Source organism: Methylobacillus arboreus, from assembly GCF_020532725.1.
Classification (GTDB): domain Bacteria; phylum Pseudomonadota; class Gammaproteobacteria; order Burkholderiales; family Methylophilaceae; genus Methylobacillus; species Methylobacillus arboreus.
Window position 1 is genome coordinate 498,926 of sequence record NZ_JAJAVC010000011.1, and the last position, 17,835, is coordinate 516,760.

16 protein-coding genes are annotated in these 17,835 nt (G+C 53.4%); 7 read left to right on the forward strand and 9 right to left on the reverse strand.

From position 1 onward, the window contains the following. Nucleotides 1-46 precede the first annotated feature (46 nt). The 5 genes from thrC (at nt 47) to LG198_RS13360 (ending at nt 5,322) form a co-directional block, all read left to right on the forward strand. Nucleotides 47-1,474, forward strand: coding sequence for a threonine synthase (thrC, locus tag LG198_RS13340; RefSeq protein ID WP_230343671.1), 1,428 nt, complete (start codon nt 47-49; stop codon nt 1,472-1,474). Between the two features lie 15 nt (nt 1,475-1,489). Beyond that, nucleotides 1,490-2,284, forward strand: a complete 795-nt coding sequence (locus tag LG198_RS13345) for a thymidylate synthase (RefSeq protein WP_230343672.1) — start codon at nt 1,490-1,492, stop codon at nt 2,282-2,284. A 168-nt stretch (nt 2,285-2,452) separates the two neighbouring features. After that, entirely contained in the window at nt 2,453-4,288 is a 1,836-nt protein-coding gene (locus LG198_RS13350; RefSeq protein ID WP_230343673.1) for a putative bifunctional diguanylate cyclase/phosphodiesterase, read from the forward strand. A gap of 97 nt (nt 4,289-4,385) precedes the next feature. After that, nucleotides 4,386-4,913, forward strand: coding sequence for a PepSY domain-containing protein (locus tag LG198_RS13355; protein ID WP_230343674.1), 528 nt, complete (start codon nt 4,386-4,388; stop codon nt 4,911-4,913). A gap of 178 nt (nt 4,914-5,091) precedes the next feature. Further along, nucleotides 5,092-5,322: a YjfB family protein gene (locus tag LG198_RS13360; RefSeq protein WP_230343675.1), complete on the forward strand. Its 231-nt coding sequence runs from the start codon at nt 5,092-5,094 to the stop codon at nt 5,320-5,322. Between the two features lie 118 nt (nt 5,323-5,440). Here the strand turns inward: LG198_RS13360 and LG198_RS13365 are convergent, their stop codons facing one another. From LG198_RS13365 to LG198_RS13380, 4 genes are all read right to left on the reverse strand, one after another. Continuing rightward, nucleotides 5,441-5,890 (reverse strand): hypothetical protein, encoded by a 450-nt coding sequence (locus LG198_RS13365; RefSeq protein WP_230343676.1) that lies wholly within the window; start codon nt 5,888-5,890, stop codon nt 5,441-5,443. Nucleotides 5,891-6,120: 230 nt separating this feature from the next. Then, nucleotides 6,121-7,491 carry a sigma 54-interacting transcriptional regulator gene (locus tag LG198_RS13370; protein ID WP_230343677.1) on the reverse strand — a complete coding sequence of 457 codons (1,371 nt, stop codon included), beginning with the start codon at nt 7,489-7,491 and terminating at the stop codon, nt 6,121-6,123. After that, nucleotides 7,488-8,081 (reverse strand): hypothetical protein, encoded by a 594-nt coding sequence (locus tag LG198_RS13375; protein WP_230343678.1) that lies wholly within the window; start codon nt 8,079-8,081, stop codon nt 7,488-7,490. The genes LG198_RS13370 and LG198_RS13375 overlap by 4 nt, the downstream gene beginning before the upstream one ends. Further along, complete coding sequence (locus tag LG198_RS13380; protein WP_230343679.1) at nt 8,078-9,514, reverse strand: HAMP domain-containing sensor histidine kinase; 1,437 nt, start codon at nt 9,512-9,514, stop codon at nt 8,078-8,080. Before LG198_RS13380 ends, LG198_RS13375 begins: the two co-directional genes overlap by 4 nt. A gap of 131 nt (nt 9,515-9,645) precedes the next feature. On the opposite strand from LG198_RS13380, the gene LG198_RS13385 reads away from it, so the two are divergent. Beyond that, entirely contained in the window at nt 9,646-10,134 is a 489-nt protein-coding gene (locus LG198_RS13385; RefSeq protein WP_230343680.1) for a dihydrofolate reductase, read from the forward strand. Nucleotides 10,135-10,296: 162 nt separating this feature from the next. Here the strand turns inward: LG198_RS13385 and LG198_RS13390 are convergent, their stop codons facing one another. From LG198_RS13390 to gnd, 4 genes are all read right to left on the reverse strand, one after another. Further along, nucleotides 10,297-12,537, reverse strand: a complete 2,241-nt coding sequence (locus LG198_RS13390; RefSeq protein WP_230343681.1) for an arginine/lysine/ornithine decarboxylase — start codon at nt 12,535-12,537, stop codon at nt 10,297-10,299. A gap of 101 nt (nt 12,538-12,638) precedes the next feature. Continuing rightward, nucleotides 12,639-13,205, reverse strand: coding sequence for a dCTP deaminase (dcd, locus tag LG198_RS13395; RefSeq protein WP_230343682.1), 567 nt, complete (start codon nt 13,203-13,205; stop codon nt 12,639-12,641). Between the two features lie 104 nt (nt 13,206-13,309). Further along, nucleotides 13,310-14,788, reverse strand: a complete 1,479-nt coding sequence (gene zwf / locus LG198_RS13400) for a glucose-6-phosphate dehydrogenase (RefSeq protein WP_230343683.1) — start codon at nt 14,786-14,788, stop codon at nt 13,310-13,312. 60 nt (nt 14,789-14,848) lie between these two features. Then, nucleotides 14,849-15,763 (reverse strand): phosphogluconate dehydrogenase (NAD(+)-dependent, decarboxylating), encoded by a 915-nt coding sequence (gene gnd, locus LG198_RS13405; RefSeq protein WP_230343684.1) that lies wholly within the window; start codon nt 15,761-15,763, stop codon nt 14,849-14,851. A 126-nt stretch (nt 15,764-15,889) separates the two neighbouring features. Between gnd and pgl the strand changes: the two genes are divergently transcribed. Then, nucleotides 15,890-16,597: a 6-phosphogluconolactonase gene (gene pgl, locus LG198_RS13410; RefSeq protein ID WP_230343685.1), complete on the forward strand. Its 708-nt coding sequence runs from the start codon at nt 15,890-15,892 to the stop codon at nt 16,595-16,597. A 35-nt stretch (nt 16,598-16,632) separates the two neighbouring features. Here the strand turns inward: pgl and apbC are convergent, their stop codons facing one another. Then, nucleotides 16,633-17,721, reverse strand: a complete 1,089-nt coding sequence (apbC, locus tag LG198_RS13415) for an iron-sulfur cluster carrier protein ApbC (protein ID WP_230343686.1) — start codon at nt 17,719-17,721, stop codon at nt 16,633-16,635. Between the last annotated feature and the right edge of the window lie 114 nt (nt 17,722-17,835).

Consider the following 17,835-nt stretch of genomic DNA (forward strand, 5'->3'; position numbering starts at 1 on the left):
AAGGGTTGCAGGTCGGACATATTGTTTGCCTGCATCAGGTTGTGCAATGAAATATATTTCCACTCGCGGGCAGGCGCCTGCACTTTCGTTCAGTGACATTCTCCTTGGCGGCCTGGCCCCCGATGGCGGTTTGTACCTGCCTGAGCAATATCCGCATTTTACTGATGAAGATTTGGCGGCGATGCGCGGCATGCATTACCGCGATCTTGCCTATACTATCCTTTCACGCCTGGTCGACGATATTCCTCCCGCTGACCTGCGCGCGATTGTGGACAAGACCTACCGGGCCGATGTCTATGCCTATGCCCGTCCGGGCCAGAACGCTGAAGATATTACGCCGACTTTGAAACTGGAAGAAGGCCTTTACCTGTTGTCTCTGTCCAATGGCCCGACCCTCGCGTTCAAGGACATCGCCATGCAGTTGCTGGGCAATCTGTTTGAATATGTGCTGGCGCAGAAGGGCGAGATCACCAATATCCTGGGTGCAACCTCTGGCGATACTGGCTCAGCTGCTGAATATGCTATGCGCGGCAAAAAGGGCGTCAAAGTCTTCATGCTGTCGCCACATAAGAAGATGAGCCGCTTCCAGACCGCGCAGATGTTCAGCCTGCAGGACGACAATATCTTCAATATCGCGGTCAAGGGCGTGTTTGACGATTGCCAGGATATCGTCAAGGCCGTGTCCAACGACCATGCATTCAAGGCCAAGTACAAGATTGGAGCAGTGAATTCTATCAACTGGGCCCGTGTTGCGGCGCAGGTGGTGTATTACTTCAAGGGTTATTTCGCCGTCACTACAGACAATGCGCAGAAAGTAAGCTTTTCCGTGCCTTCCGGCAACTTCGGCAATGTCTGTGCCGGGCACATTGCGCGCATGATGGGCTTGCCAATCGCTAAATTGGTGGTGGCAACCAACGAAAACGACGTGCTGGACGAATTTTTCAAGACCGGCGTTTACCGCCCACGCGGCTCGGCGAATACCTACCATACCTCCAGCCCCTCCATGGATATTTCCAAGGCCTCCAATTTCGAGCGCTTTGTGTTCGACCTCGTCGGGCGTGATGCAGCAAAGGTGCGCGAACTATGGAACAAGGTGGACGCTGGCGGCAGTTTCGATCTCAAGGCGGATGGCTGGTTTGACAAGGTGGCGGATTACGGTTTTGTCTCCGGCAGCAGCAACCATGCGAACCGCATGCAGACCATCAAGGCCACGCATGAGCGCTATGGCGTCACGATAGACACCCATACTGCCGATGGTTTGAAGGTGGCGCTGGAGAAGCGTGAGGCCGGGATCCCGATGCTGGTGCTTGAGACCGCATTGCCGGCCAAGTTCGAGGATGCGATTGTGGAGGCGCTGGGACAGAAGCCGGAGCGTCCGCCCAGCCTGGAAGGCCTGGAAGCGTTGCCGCAGCATTTCGACGTGGTGCACTCCAGCGCGGATGCCATCAAGCAGTTCATTGTTGACCATATCTGATACCCGGGAGAACCTATGAAGGTCTATCACGACTTGATGCGCCACGTACTGGAGCACGGCCACAAGAAGGAAGACCGCACCGGCACCGGCACATTGTCCGTGTTCGGCTACCAGATGCGCTTTGACCTGGCGCAGGGATTTCCGCTGCTGACCACCAAGAAGGTGCATCTGAAGTCCATCATCCACGAGTTGCTGTGGTTCCTCCAGGGCAGTACCAACATTGCCTATCTCAAGGAAAACGGCGTGACGATCTGGGATGAGTGGGCGGATGCCGAAGGTAACCTGGGGCCGGTCTACGGCTACCAGTGGCGCAACTGGCCCAAGCCTGATGGCGGCCATGTCGACCAGATCAGCGATGTGATCGCCTCGATCAAGCGCAATCCTGATTCCCGCCGCCTGATCGTATCGGCATGGAATGTTGCGGATGTGGACAAGATGAAGCTGCCGCCCTGCCACGCGTTTTTCCAGTTCTATGTCGCGGATGGCAAGTTATCCTGCCAGCTATATCAGCGCAGTGCCGATATTTTCCTTGGTGTTCCTTTCAATATCGCATCCTATGCCTTGCTGACCATGATGGTGGCACAGGTGTGCGGGCTCAAGCTCGGGGAGTTTGTACATACGCTGGGCGATGCCCATATCTACCTCAATCACCTTGAACAGGTGAACGAGCAATTGTCGCGTGAACCCTATCCGTCACCTGTTATGAGGATCAATCCTGAGGTGAATGATATTTTCGCCTTCCGTTTCGAGGATTTCACGCTGGAAAACTATCAGTCCCATCCAGCAATCAAGGCGCCTGTCGCAGTGTAAATTCGTTGTTTCAATCCATGGTTTTCTTTCCTTCATGCTGTTTCGATGCGGGCGTTGATTGTTGTCCGTTTCTTTTCCGCGACAATCTGCCTGCGCATTTTATTCATGGACGTGTAGTGTGTGATGGCGACTCCTGCCACTTATAAATCAGTGCCACCTAGGCTGCGTATGGCACATATGGTTGCAGTCGGTCTGGCACTGCTGATTGCGACAGTTTTCCTGATCAGCATGGAGTACGCGCTGCTTAGAAGTAATATGGCCACTACCATGCAGATCCAGATGCGCATCATGGCCGGTAATATTGCACAGGCGTTGGTCGTGGGTGAGCGGGAAGGCGCGTTTGAAGTGCTGGCGAGTCTGGCAGAGGCGCCGGAAATAGATGCAGCTGCCCTATACAACATGCAGCATAGCCGTTTTGCTGAGTATGTGCGTCGTGGCAGCTTGCCACAATCCTTTGAAGTGCCGGTTGTGACACAGGCGCAGCGCAAGACTGATTTGCATAAGAGCGAGATATGGCAACCGGTGATGTATGGCGGCATGCAGGTCGGTGTCCTGTACATACGGTCCAATATGAAGCGCTTGTATCGCCAGTTGCTTTGGTATATCGGCACGACAGTGACGGTGATGCTGGTGACCTTGTTTGCTGCGGCATTGTTGTTGAACCGTCTCCAGCGAGCGGTGCTCAATGCCGAGGAGCGTGCCGGGTTTCTGGCCAATTACGATACGGTCACAGACCTTCCCAATCGCCATGCTTTCAATCAGCACTTCCAGATGTTATTGGATGAAGCGCATCAACGCCGGGGAACCTTGGCATTACTGGTATTTGATCTTGATGATTTCAAGGTCATCAACGATACGCTTGGTCATGATGTCGGCGATAAATTATTGTACCTTGTCGCACAGCGTCTTGTATCTGTTGCGGGCAAGCACGATACGATCTACCGGGTAGGCGGGGACGAGTTTGCCATGGTCCTGAACCAAGCTGTTGATGTTGAGAACGTAGAAGCTATGGCAAACCGTTTTATCCGATCACTAGCCCAGCCTATTATGTTGAATGACCGCAGTTTCTATGTCGGTGTGAGCATAGGCGCGAGCATTTATCCTTACGATGGTGAAGATGCCGCCCATCTGCTGCGGGATGCGGATGCGGCCATGTATTATGCCAAGAGCCGTGGCAAGAATAATTTCCAGATGTTTTCCGCTGAAATGCATCACAAGAGCTCGACACGGCTGATACTTGAAAGTGAAATGCGCGTTGCGTTGGAGCACAAGCAGTTTGAGCTTTACTATCAACCACAGATCAGTTTGCCTGAGCGCAAGCTGGTTGGGGTGGAGGCGCTGATTCGCTGGAATCATCCCCAACGCGGCATGCTCAATCCAAGCAATTTTATCCCAGTGGCAGAAGAAACCGGCTTGATTGTGCATATCGGCGAATGGGTATTGCGTGAGGCTTGCAAGCAAGCAATGGAATGGAAGGAGATGGGGTTGGCGTTACGCATGAGCGTTAATCTCTCCGGCCGCCAGTTCCGCCAGGAATGTCTGGTGCAGACCGTTACCCGGATCATTGAGCAAACCGGGATGGATACGAGCTTGCTTGAGTTGGAAATCACCGAAACCGTGTTGATGGAAGATGCGGAAGCCACTACTACCCGCCTGGTTGATCTGAAGGCGATGGGCATGCACTTGGCGATTGATGATTTTGGCACGGGATATTCATCAATGGCTTATCTTAAGCGCTTCCCGGTGAGCCGGCTCAAGATTGATCGCAGCTTTATCCGCGATATTCCACAGGATGCCGATGATGTCGCTATCACGACTGCCACCATCCAAATGGCGCACAGCCTCAAGCTGGAAGTGGTGGCGGAGGGTGTGGAAACCAACGCGCAGTTGCAGTTTCTGCTAGAGCAGGGCAGTGACATTATCCAGGGTTATTTGTTCAGCCATCCGATTGACGCACATCAAATGACAGAGGTGGCAATGACTGGCAGGGTTGGAAAGGGTTAGGTTGTGACTTTATCCTAAATTATATCGGGATTTTTTCCCGATTTTTAATTATTCATTTATACTTGTCGCATTAATAACTATTAGATGGAGATTAAGAATGGGAAAAACAGTATTTGGTATCAGTGCATTGGTTTTGGCAATGTCCAGTAGCCTGGCTTTTGCTGATAATCACGCTTTTCCCAAGGGAAAAGTAAGCCTGGAAACCTGTTTGCAGGCGGCGCTCAAGGTCAAGCCGGGTAGTGTGGTCAAAGTCGAATACAAGCTGGAAGATAAGACTCCGGTCTACGAATTTGATATAGAGTCTAGCGATGGCACTGCTTGGGATGTAGAATGCGATGCTAACACCGGCAAGATAGTGGAAGTGGAGCAAGAAGTTGATTCCGCAGATCATCCATTATTCAAGGCCAAGCTGAAGGTAAATGAAGCAGATGCGCGCAAGACAGCCCTGGCCGCATACCCTGGCGAAATTATTGAAGTAGAATACGAAATTGAACAGGATGGCTCGGCTTCCTACGAGTTTGACATCAAGACCAAGGATGGCAAGGAAATCAAGGTGGAAGTTGATGCCACTAGCGGCAAGATTGTGGAAGCTCACCAAGAGTTCTACCAGATAGGTAAGGAATAATATCGATTTTTGACTGGACGGACAGTCGACACGCTCCTTCGGGGGCGTTTTTTTTGCCTGCTATTTTAATAAAGACTTCATGTTTTCATCCTAAGAGCCATTGGATTCATCCATTGCATGCAACGGCCCTCCATGAAAATCACAGCTATGGCTTAATTTGATTGCTGCATTGCCGTTAATGGAAGAAGACTTGATGATTGGAGCCATGATGGATATAAATGCAATTGCCAGTGTTGCGACAGAGCTTTCTGCCAGTAGTTTGCAGCAGAAAGTGGATATGACAGTTCTGAAAAAAGCGTTGGACATTAGCTCTTCTAATGCCCTAGCACTGATTGAAGCCTTGCCCTCAGCACCTGCAGCAGCCAATTTGCCCGCGCATTTGGGGCAGAACATCAATACAACCGCCTGAGTTTTTGTACGACCCTAAAAAATAAAGCCCTGCAAACGCAGGGCTTTATTTTTGAATAAAAAAAGCAGACCTTCTCGGGGAGGATAAAGGCCTGCTATGAGGAGCTTGGAGATACTTTCTATGCGTTAACTAGCCGACCACTTCTAAGCTTGACCATATCGCCTACTGAGTGGTGCGGTGTGCTGTCTTGGGTAATGGTATGAAAGCTGCCATTGCCCATCTTGACCTTGATAATGTAAGTTGCGGCAGTGGCTTGCTGGTCAACTTTATGCACAGCCGACATCCTCTCTTCTAGAGGGCGAATTGAAACAATGGTGCCGCATTCATTACATGAAATGCTGATTTGCCTAGCGTCGCTGACGTGGTTGTCCATTTCCTGGTTGAGCGTGTTGCTGATCACCATGGCTGCGTTGGGATCAGTGATCAATTCTTGTGCCAAGTCCGGGCGATATGTATGGCTCACAGGGATCAGGCCGGTAATGGCGGCGCTACCCACCAGGCTGAATACAGTCAAGGCCGTTGCAGCGACCAGAACCATAGGATGCGTTTTCTTAATGTTGGATGCCATGTTTTCTAACTCTCCGACTATTTAATCTTGCTTTGTATTTGCAGCCGAAATATTTACTGGATATATAGCGAAGAGTGTGCCAACTTATAAAATCACTTATAAATCAATTAATTATTTTATTTTTGCAGGGACTTCTTTCTGGAGAATCTGTCTCAAAACTGAGACAGATTCGGTATGTTTTTGTTAACTATATGAAAATAAAAGAATAATCCCGTCTCCTGCCGGAGACGTCAATTTGCGGCGTTGTCGTTCTTGAACAACGCTGGGGTGAGTTGATGGCGCTGTAATAATTTATAGAACTCGGTGCGGTTGCGCTGGGCAAGCCGTGCCGCTTGTGTGACACCGCCGTTGGTTGCCTTTAACAGCTTAACCAGGTAGTCGCGCTCAAAGTTCTTGCGTGCGACCTCAAATGGCACAATGCCGCCAATGTCCTCTTGTAGCGCTTTTTGTACCAAGGTTGCCGGAATCAGTGGCGTAGTACAGAGCACTACCGTTTGCTCGACAATATTTTGCAATTGACGAACATTGCCGGGCCATGGTGCTGCAATCAGAAGCTCCATAGCCTCGGGGGCAAAGCCGTTGAGCTTTTTGCGATATTTGCTGGCAATCTCATTGAGGAAGTTATTGGCCAGCAGCGAGATATCTTCACGCCGGGCTGCGAGGGCGGGAATCTCAAGCCCGACTACATTGATGCGATAGTAGAGATCCTCACGGAAACGGCCCGCTTTCATCTCTTCCGCGAGATTGCGATGAGTGGCGGAAATCACGCGTACATCAATATTGATGCTGGCATTGGAACCGACCGGGCGAATGGCTCGTTCCTGCAGGGCGCGCAAAAGTTTTACCTGCAAGGGTAATGGCATGTCGCCAATCTCATCCAGGAGCAAGGTACCGCCATCAGCCGTTTGGAAGAGGCCTTTATGGTCACGGAGCGCACCTGTGAAGGCCCCCTTGCTGTGACCAAACAATTCCGATTCCAATAAGGCTTCTGGAATCGCACCACAGTTGATGGCAATAAACGGCTTGTCGCGGCGGGGGCTGGCCTGGTGGATCGCGCGGGCGAGCAATTCCTTGCCGGTGCCGCTTTCGCCTTGGATGAATACACTGGCATCGGAGATCGCCATGAGCTTGGCTTGACCCAGCAAATTTTCCATCTGCGGGCTGCGAGTAATGATGGATTTCCGCCAATCATTATCCTCGTGCTCGGCGCTGTTATGCAGCGACCCGGTGCCGATGCGTAATGCGGCCTCAACTTGCTGCAACAATGACTTGCTGTCAAATGGCTTGGTGAGAAAGCCAAATACGCCGCGCTGCGTGGCATCCACAGCTTCCGGGATGGAGCCATGCGCTGTCACCATTATCACGGGCAAGGCCGGGTCGGATTTGTGTATGACGTCGAACAAGGCCAGGCCATCCATGCCCGGCATGCGCAAATCTGTAATGACAAGGCTGGGTCTGCTGATGGCAATTTGCGACAGTGCTTCTTCGGCATTGGTTGCTGTCACAACTTGATAGCCGGCAGCCTGGAGCCGCATGCCCATCAGCTTGAGAATGTCGGGGTCATCGTCAACCGTGAGAATTTTCTTTGTTAATTCAGTCATTTACTACTGCTCCTGTTGGGATCCTTCAGCGATTTCTGCATCATGGTCCTCTCAATTTTTTTCAGTTCATCCAGCTTCTGCTGCAACGAATTGGTTTTTTGCTGGCTTTCCTCGGAACGCCGTTGCTCCTCGCGTATACGCTGGTTGAGCTTGCCTGTTTCAGCCGCGTGCTCCCTAAGGATGGCAACAATGGCGTTTTCTTCCTTGCTCAACCGTTTTTCGCGCGCCAACTCTTCAAGCAAGGGTTGTGCCTTGAGCGGATCGCGCAGCTTGCTGCCAGGGACGGCATAGATGATCGCAGCCTTGGTTTTCTGGTGTAACTCGTCGTGGTGGATGCTGATTTTTTGCAGGGTTTGCGCCAGTTCTTTTTTTTGTGCATCCAGCGGCAATTCAGAAAAGTTGCTAATGAACTCTAGCAAGCCAGGTGTGTGTTCTGAGGTATTTTCCTTGTGCGCGGCAATGTGAGGGGGAGGGTTTTGTACCTGCTCAGTGCTCGCGGCAGGAGCTGAAACTGTGGGTTTGGGCTGGTGCGCGCAGGCGCTCAACAGCAATCCTACCAGCATGGGGGGGATAAAGAGTGTTGGATTCATTGGTTTGCGGCTTTCAAGGGTAGGGATACGCGGAAATGTGCTCCGCGTTCCGAAGGTAACAGAATGATTTCACCGCCGTGGGCATCCACATATTCCTTGGCAATGGAAAGCCCAAGGCCACTGCCGCTGACCAGGCTTTCGTAGACGCCATCGCCTCGGTAGAACGGGTCGAACAGCTTGGCCTTGTCGGCTGACATCACGCCCGGGCCGCCGTCGTGGACCTCGATGATGGCATTGCCTGCCTGATGGGTGATGCTGATGCGTATGCTGCTGGATTGCGATGTATATTTGATGGCGTTGGACACCAGGTTGTCGACCACGGAGTGGATTTTCTCCCGATCTGCCATGATTTCGGTAGGGAAGAAGTCGCGCTGGATTTCAATATGCTTGGTGGAAATGGTGAGTGAATAGTCAGCGAGGATTTCCTCGGCAAGCTTGGTCAGGGCCACCGGTTCCAGCTTGAGCTGGGGCGCATGGAACTGCACGGCAGTGTAGCTCAACAGGTTTTCTATCATTTTCTGCAGTCGCAGGCTGCTTTCGCGCAGGATGCCGGCGATTTCCCGCTGTTGTGGCGTGAGGGTGCCGCCAACCTCGTCGCTCAATAGTTCGCTGCCTTCGCGGATGGCGGTGAGCGGTGTTTTCAGTTCGTGCGACACATTGCGCAGGAAGCGCTGCTTTTGCTGATCCAGCTCGTTCAGTTGCGCACGCAGCCAGTCCAGGCGTTCACCCAGGCTGCGCAGGTCCCCAGGGCCGTCTATGCTGATGGGTTCGGTATAGTCGCCTTCACCCAGACGGCGGATGGCAGCATCCATGCGCCGTATCGGCTGTGCCACGAGGAAGGTGATCATGAGGGCAACCAGCAATGCCACCGGAATCAAGGTTAGGGTCTGCCAGAGCATGATCTGCTGGGTGCGTTCGGCGGTTTCGGCCAGGATGGCGGATTCGCGGTCTATCTGACGGTTGTTTTCATCCAGGATATCCTGGGCCTGGGTGGTGAGGTCGGCAAAGCGGCCGACGATTTCCTCGGACGGAGTGGCTTGCTGAGGATGCTGCATGATGCTCTGGAACAGGGATTGTTCCTGGCTGGATAGGGCTAACAAGGCCCGCTTCTGCTTGCTGGTCATGGGCAGCAAGTCCAGATCCTGCAATGAGTCTGTGAATTTCTCATGCGCGCGCTCATAGTTGTCGAGCAGCAATTCGTCTTCCAGCACGAAATACTGCCGGGCGCTACGCTCCATGAAGGTGATTTGCTCCACCAGCGCGCGGCTCGCGCGCGTTGCCTGCACCGCCTGGGTGACCGCATCGCGGCTTTGGGTGGCAAGGCGGTCGAGATAGAGCGCCGCATTGCCAAACGCAAACAGCAGCGGCAACATCGCAAGGGCAAAGCCAATCAGCAGTAGCTTGAGAAAGGATTTTGGGTAGGCAATCTGCAAAACTTGTCTTCCATTTCTTTTAATTGAACTATGGGAAAACCGACTTTAATCTTAAACCATCTCCTTGCTGTGGGGCAGACAGTGTTTGTCCTACAAAACTAGGATACCGAAACTCCCAGTATAATAACGCTATGACTAACCTTTCCCTTATCGTTGCCGTGGCGCACAACCGCGTCATTGGCCTCAACAATACTTTGCCGTGGCACTTGCCGGAAGATCTCAAGCGTTTTCGCGCCCTGACCACGGGTCACCATATCATCATGGGTCGAAAGACGTATGAGTCGCTGAGCCGTTTATTGCCGGACCGCACCACGGTGATTGTGACGCGGAACCGTGATTACGCTGTGCCCGGCGCCCTGGTGGTCCACAGCCTGCAAGAGGCGGCTGCCTTGGTACAGGATGATGGCGAGGCTTTCCTGATTGGCGGGGCCGAGCTTTATCGCGAAGGCCTTGCGCTGGCAAACCGTCTTTACTTTACCGAGATTGATGCCGAGTTTGCCGGCGATGCCTTCTTTCCGGATATTGATTTTTCTCAATGGCAAGAGGTCAGCAGGGAATCCCATGTCAGCGTCAAAGGGCTGGGTTTCAGCTACATTACTTACGAACGCAAGCGCGGCTGATACGGGGTTTCGCCTGCAAGCATGTAATTTGAACGTATAACAACGTTGCATTGCCCTACGTCAGCAATTGTCTGCGGCGCTCTGGCCTTTCTGCTTTTGAAGGCTAAATCGCATGAGAGTCGGTTTCCGGCCCTTGCAGGCCGGAAGCCTAGTGTCAATCAATCAATTGGCGACGCAATCTACATAGTAATGCGCCTTGCCATCTACCACTTCTTTTACCAGGCCATGCACATCAGTCTCAAAGCCTGGGAAGCGTTCGTTGAACTCCCGAGCAAATTTCAGGTAGTTGATGATGACCTGATTGAAGCGCTCGCCAGGAATCAGCAGGGGAATGCCTGGTGGGTATGGTGTCAGCAATACGGCAGTGATCCTGCCTTCCAGCTCATCAATCAGCACCCGGTCTATCTTGCGGTGCGCCACCTTGGCAAATGCATCGGTAGGTTTCATGGCCGGCACCATGTTGGATAGATACATTTCTGTCGTCAGGCGTGCCACATCATTGGCTGCATAGATTGCGTGGATATGCTTGCAAAGTTCTTGCAGGCCGATGCGCTCATAGCGCGGATGCTTGGCAACAAACTCGGGCAATACCTTCCACAATGGCTGGTTCTTGTCGTAATCATCCTTGAATTGCTGTAGTGCCGTGACCATGGTGTTCCAGCGGCCTTTGGTAATGCCGATGGTGAACATGATGAAGAACGAGTAAAGGCCGGTTTTCTCTACAATCACGCCGTGCTCGGCCAGATATTTGGTGACGATGGCGGCGGGAATGCCGATTTCATCAGAGAATGCGCCATCAACATCCAGGCCTGGCGTGATGATGGTGGCCTTGATCGGATCCAGCATGTTGAAGCCTTCGGCCAGGTTGCCAAACCCATGCCAGCGGTCGCCGGCCTTCAGCATCCAGGCTGCGCGTTCTTCTATGCCTTCTTCGGAAAGGTCAGTCGGCCCCCAGACCTTAAACCACCAGTCTGCTCCCCATTCCTCGTCCACCTTGCGCATGGCACGGCGGAAGTCCAGGGCTTCCATGATGGATTCTTCCACCAGGGCTGTGCCGCCGGGAGCTTCCATCATGGCAGCAGCGACGTCGCAGCTCGCAATGATCGAGTATTGCGGACTGGTGGACGTGTGCATGAGATAAGCCTCGTTGAAGAGGTCGCGGTCGAGCTGGATATCCAGTGCATCCTGCACCAGGATTTGCGAAGCCTGGCTCAAGCCAGCCAACAGCTTGTGCGTGGACTGGGTTGAAAATATCATGGATTCCTTGCAGCGCGGGCGATCTGCGCCGATGGCATGGTAGTCGCCATAGAAATCATGGAAGGTGGCATGCGGCAGCCATGCTTCGTCGAAATGCAGGGTGTCGATCTTGCCGTCCAGCATTTCCTTGATCTCTTCGACGTTGTACAACACGCCGTCATAAGTCGATTGCGTGATGGTCAGTACGCGGGGCTTGACGCTCTTGTCACCGATAAACGGGTTGGCTTCCAGTTTTTTCTGGATGTTCTCCCAGGAGAATTCTTCCTTGGGAATTGGCCCGATGATGCCGAAGTGATTGCGCGTCGGCATCAGGAAAATCGGGATGGCGCCGGTCATGATGATGGAGTGCAGCACCGACTTGTGGCAGTTGCGGTCGACGATCACGACATCGCCCGGGGCTACGGTGGAATTCCAGACGATCTTGTTCGAGGTCGAGGTGCCATTGGTGACAAAGTACAGATGGTCACAATTGAAGATGCGTGCGGCGTTGCGTTCAGAGGCTGCTACAGGGCCGGTGTGGTCGAGCAGTTGTCCCAGCTCATCTACTGCATTGCAGACGTCGGCGCGCAGCATGTTCTCGCCAAAGAACTGGTGGAACATCTGACCCACGGGCGATTTCAGGAAAGCTACACCGCCGGAGTGTCCCGGGCAATGCCAGGAATAGGAGCCGTCTGCGGCATAGTGGGTCAGGGCGCGGAAGAAGGGCGGTGGCAGGCTGTCCAGGTAGGTACGGGCCTCACGCACAATGTAGCGGGCCACGAATTCCGGCGTATCCTCGAACATATGGATGAAGCCGTTGAGCTCGCGCAATATCTCGTTGGGGATGTGACGCGATGTACGGGTTTCACCATGCAGGAAGATGGGGATTTCCTCATTGCGGAAGCGGATTTCATCCACGAAATTACGCAGGTTCTCCAGTGCTTCCGGCGACTCCTCGATGAATTCCTCATCGTCTATCGACAATATGAAGGCCGATGCCCGGCTCTGCTGTTGCGCAAACGAGGTGAGGTCCCCATAGCTGGTGACGCCAAGCACTTCAAAACCTTCATTTTCAATGGCTTTGGCCAACACGCGGATGCCCAGGCCGGAAGAGTTTTCTGAGCGGAAGTCTTCGTCAATGATGACGACGGGAAAGCGGAATTTCATGAGGCCTCCTGAAGGCTGCCTTGGGATTGAAAAAAGCGGAATATAACATACTCAACTGCGCTTGATATGACAAAGACGCAATTGAGTATTTGGGGTCTGGATCAGATCTTTGGCAGGGTAACGCCAACCTGGCCCTGGTATTTGCCGCCACGGTCTTTATAGGATGTCTCGCATTCCTCGTCAGACTCCAGGAACAGCACCTGGGCGCAGCCTTCACCTGCATAAATCTTGGCAGGCAACGGCGTTGTGTTGCTGAATTCCAGTGTGACATAGCCTTCCCATTCAGGTTCAAACGGGGTGACATTGACGATGATGCCGCAGCGGGCATAGGTGGATTTGCCCAGGCAGATAGTCAATACGCTGCGCGGGATACGGAAATATTCCACGGTGCGCGCCAGGGCAAATGAGTTTGGTGGAATGATGCAGAAATCGTTATTGAATTCGACAAAGGAATTGGGATCGAAGTTCTTGGGATCGACGATAGTGCTATTGATATTGGTGAACACCTTGAATTCATTGGCGCAACGGATATCGTAGCCATAACTCGATGTGCCGTAGGAAACGATCTTCTGGCCGTTCACCTCACGGATCAGGCTGGGCTCGAATGGCTCAATCATGCCATGCTGCTCGGCCATGCGGCGTATCCACTTGTCGGATTTGATGCTCATGTAATGTTCTTCCGCTAGAAAGACAAAAAGCGAAGTTTGCGGATAACCGGCTTTTGCTGCCAGCTATCCGGTTAACTGCGCTTTGATCGGGTTGTCAAAAAGAGTTATTGCTTGTCGCCACCCAGCTTGATGCTGTAGCGCCAGAATTGATCTTCGTGTTCGAAAATCACCTTGGATGCTTCCGGGTCGCTGCTGCCTGCGGGGTACTGGAACACTGGCTTGCGATCCTTGGTCCAGGCTTCGATGACCGGGTCGACCAGGCGCCATTGCGCTTCCACTTCGCTGATATGCAGGTAAAGCGAGTTGTCGCCTTCCATCAGGTTCAGCAGCAGGGCTTCATAGGCGTCGATGGTTTCATCGCCTTCCTGGCGATTGGCACCGTCAAGCTCGATCGTGCGGGTTGCGATATCGAGGCCTGGAATCTTGGACTGGATTTCCAGCTTGATGCTCTCGCGCGGCTGGATGCCGATGATCAGCCAGTTCTGGTCCTGACCGTTGCCCAGTTGCAATGGTGCCTTCTTGAAACGGATGGAAATCCGCGTGTCGGCCTCATGCAGGCGTTTGGCGGTGCGGATGTAGAAGGGCACGCCTTGCCAGCGAGGATTGTCGATGAACAGCTTGAGTGCGGCGTAGGTTTCCACCACGCTGCTGTTGTCGCCAAGTTCTTCCAGGTAGCCAGGGACTTTTTCGCCCTTGACTTCGCCAGCAGCGTATTGGGCGCGAAACGCATTCTTTTCCAGTTCGTTCACGGGAATAGGACGAATGGCTTCCAGCACCTTGATCTTCTCGGCACGGATATCGTCCGACCTCAGCGAGGCAGGCTGTTCCATGGCAGTCAGGGCCAGGGTCTGCAGCACATGGCTCTGGATCATGTCGCGCAGGGCACCGGTGGCATCATAGAACTGGGTACGCTCGCCCACGCCGAGCTGCTCGGTGTTGGTGATTTGCACGTGGTCGATGTAATTCTTGTTCCACAAAGGTTCGAGGATGGTATTGGCAAAGCGTTGCAGCATGATGTTCTGCAGTGCGGATTTGCCAAGGTAGTGGTCGATACGGTAGATCTGGCTTTCCTTGAGATGCTTGGTGATCGAGGATTGCAGTTCCTGCGCGGTCTTCAAGTCAGTGCCAAATGGTTTCTCGACCACGACACGGCGCCAGTACTTGTCTTCCTGGGTCAGGCCGACGCCAGCCAGTTGCTCGACAATGGTGGCAAAGTCGGAGGGGCGAACCGAGAGGAAATAGGCCAGGTTCTGCGGAAACACCGCTTCGTTTGATAAAGTTTCTTTCAGCCGGGTGAATGAAGTTGGGTCATCAGGCGGGTTGGCGTGGTAATGGTGACGTTCGATAAAACGTTTGAACACTGCCTGGTCATAACCCTTGGGGAATTTGGCATCCAGCATGCCTTTGATGTCGGCAAGCCAATCTTCGCGCGAAACCTGACCACGGCCAACAGAGAGGATTGCCATGTTCTCTGGCAAGCGGCCTGCCTGGTCAAGACGGAACAGGCCAGGCATGAGCTTGATGCGGGAGAGATTGCCGCTGGCGCCAAATAGGACAAGGGTACAGGGGTCTATGACTTTCATTCAGTGTTCTCTAAAAAAAGATTGATATCATAAAAGGCCATGCCTAAGCATGGCCTGGGTTTATTGCTTGGTCTTGACTGCGTGGCCACCAAACGCGTTACGCATCAGGGAAAGCAGTTTGTAGCTATAGCCTTTGGAATCCTGGCTTCTGAAACGTGCTTGCAATGCCACGGTCAGCACTGGGGCTGCTACGCCTTGATCCACGGCTTCCACGACAGTCCAGCGGCCTTCGCCTGAGTCGGCAACATACGGTTCAATCGATGACAGTTCCTGGTCATGCGCCAGCGCTTCTGCTGTCAGGTCGAGCAGCCAGCTACGGACCACGGAGCCATGACGCCAGAGCTCGGTAATCTGTGCCAGGTCCAGGCCAAACTCTTCCTTGCCCTTGAGCAGATCCAGGCCTTCGGCGAAGGCTTGCATCATGCCGTATTCAATGCCGTTGTGTATCATCTTGGTGAAGTGGCCGGAGCCGATGGGTCCGACGTGTGCCCAGCCGCGGTCTTCATGCGTGAGCGCCTTGGCAATTGGTTCGATGATGTCGGCAGCTTCTTTGGCGCCGCCGTACATCAGGCAGTAACCATTGTCCAGGCCCCAGATGCCGCCGGAAGTACCGCAGTCGATAAAGTATATGCCTTGCTCGGCCAGCCACGCGCCACGGCGCTGGCTGTGCTTGTAATTCGAGTTGCCACCATCGACAATAATGTCACCCTTGCTGAGCAAGGGAGCCAGATCCTTGATCTGGTTTTCAGTAATTTCACCGCTAGGCAGCATGATCCAAACAATCTTCTGGGGTTCGCCCGAGAGCTTGGCAACGGCATCTTCAACCGAGTGGGCTGGAATCAAACCGTTGGTCAGGGATATCTGGTTCACTGCATCTTGATTGAAGTCAAAGCCGACGACTTCGATACCGTGCTTCAGGAGGCGGCGCGCCATGTTGCCACCCATTTTTCCTAGACCGATTATTGCAAGTTTCATTGAATTTTTTCCTTGATGAGGAGAATGCCATCTTCCTTTTGGGTAAGACTTTTGGGGTAAGATGAACTTAGTTGATAATTAAGATCAGCGTATAGCCAGACAATTATAACGTGAAGGTTTTATATCATGCAAAATACAACACAATCCCTGGTGGTCAATAACCAGGTGAGCCGATGGCAGGTGTTCACGGCACAAGAGGCGCTGTATAGCAGCGCTGTCCAGTATATAGAAGAAGCAGCCCGCAATGCGATCGCCGGACATGGAAAGTTCAGTATCGTGCTTGCAGGAGGCAGCACACCCAAGAGCATCTACCAGTTGCTGCCCAAGATAGATACTGACTGGAGCAAGTGGCACGTGTATTACGGCGATGATCGTTGCCTGCCGCCCGAGCATGAGGAGCGTAACAGCTTGATGGCGCATGAGGCCTGGCTCAAGCATGTGGCGATTCCTTCTGCGCAAATACACGATATTCCTGCCGAGCGTGGCCCGGTAGAAGCCGCAGAAGCTTATAGCCAGACTCTGGCGGATGCGGGTGAGTTTGACCTGGTACTGTTGGGGCTGGGCGAGGATGGTCATACTGCTAGCCTGTTCCCTGGACACAGCTGGGATGACAACCAGCCAGCCGTGTCGGTGTTCGACGCGCCCAAACCGCCACCGGAACGGGTTTCCATTAGCGCCGGCCGCTTGAGCCATGCGCGGGAGGTGATATTTTTTGTGACTGGCGCCGGCAAGCAGGAAGCGGTAGATAGCTGGCGCCGCGGCGAGGCCATCCCTGCTAGCCTGATCAAGCCCAGAAACGGCGTGGATATTTATATATTCGGCGTGAATATCTAAATCAAAAGCCCACGGCAATCGTGGGCTTTTGATTATCAGGAGCTTTGTATCACGATGTTCGGGAACTTGCTGCTGTAGTCCTGACTCAGGCCTGCAAGTTTGACGGCTGCCCGGCGGGCGATCGTTTTGTAAATGCCTGCAATCTGCCCAGCCGGGTCGGCGACAACAGTGGGTTTGCCGCCGTCGGTTTCTTCGCGGATACGGATATCCAGCGGCAGGCTGCCCAGTAGTTCCGTGTTGTAGTCGGCACACATTTTGGCAGCCCCACCTGCACCGAAGATATGTTCCTCATGCCCGCATTGCGAGCAGATATGCGTGCTCATGTTTTCCACGATGCCTAGGATGGGAATGCCGACCTTCTCGAACATTTTAAGCCCCTTGCGGGCATCCAGCAGGGCGATGTCCTGTGGTGTGGTGACGATGATAGCGCCTGTCACCGGCACTTTTTGCGCTAGTGTGAGCTGGATGTCGCCGGTGCCGGGCGGCAGGTCAACCACGAGATAATCAAGATCCTTCCAGCGGGTGTCGCGCAATAATTGCTCCAGGGCACCCACTACCATGGGGCCGCGCCAGACCATGGGAGTATCCACGTCGATCAGGAAGCCGATGGACATGGCCTGGACGCCGTAGTGTTCCAGCGGTTCCATGCTTTTGCCGTCAATGCTCTCAGGCTTGCCGCTCAGGCCCAGCATTTGTGGCTGCGAGGGGCCGTAGATGTCTGCATCAAGAATACCGACGCGCGCGCCTTCTGCTGCCAGTGCCAATGCCAGGTTCACGGCGGTGGTGGACTTGCCTACGCCACCTTTGCCAGAGGCGACTGCAATGATGTTTTTGACGTTGGGGAGCAGTTGCACGCCTCGCTGCACTTTGTGCGAGACAATGCGGCTGGTGACGCCGACCGTGACATTGCCAACATCCGGCAGGGTTTTCACTGCCTGTTCCGCCAATGCCCTGATCTCGCTGACGATACTCTGTGCCGGGTAATCAAGCACGATGTCGACAGAGACATGGCTGCCATTGATTGCGATGTGGCGGACGGACTTGCTGCTGACAAAATCCTTACCGGTATTGGGATCGATAACGGCCCGGAGCGTATCCTGCACCTGAGATTCGGTAAGTGGCATGAGGAGCTTTCCTGCAAGATTCTTGGAAAGGGCATTCTAGCGCATGCGGATTGCTTATGTGAAACCGTGGCAGTTTGCTAGAATGCAGGATTATCTTGTTGCCCATCATTTTCA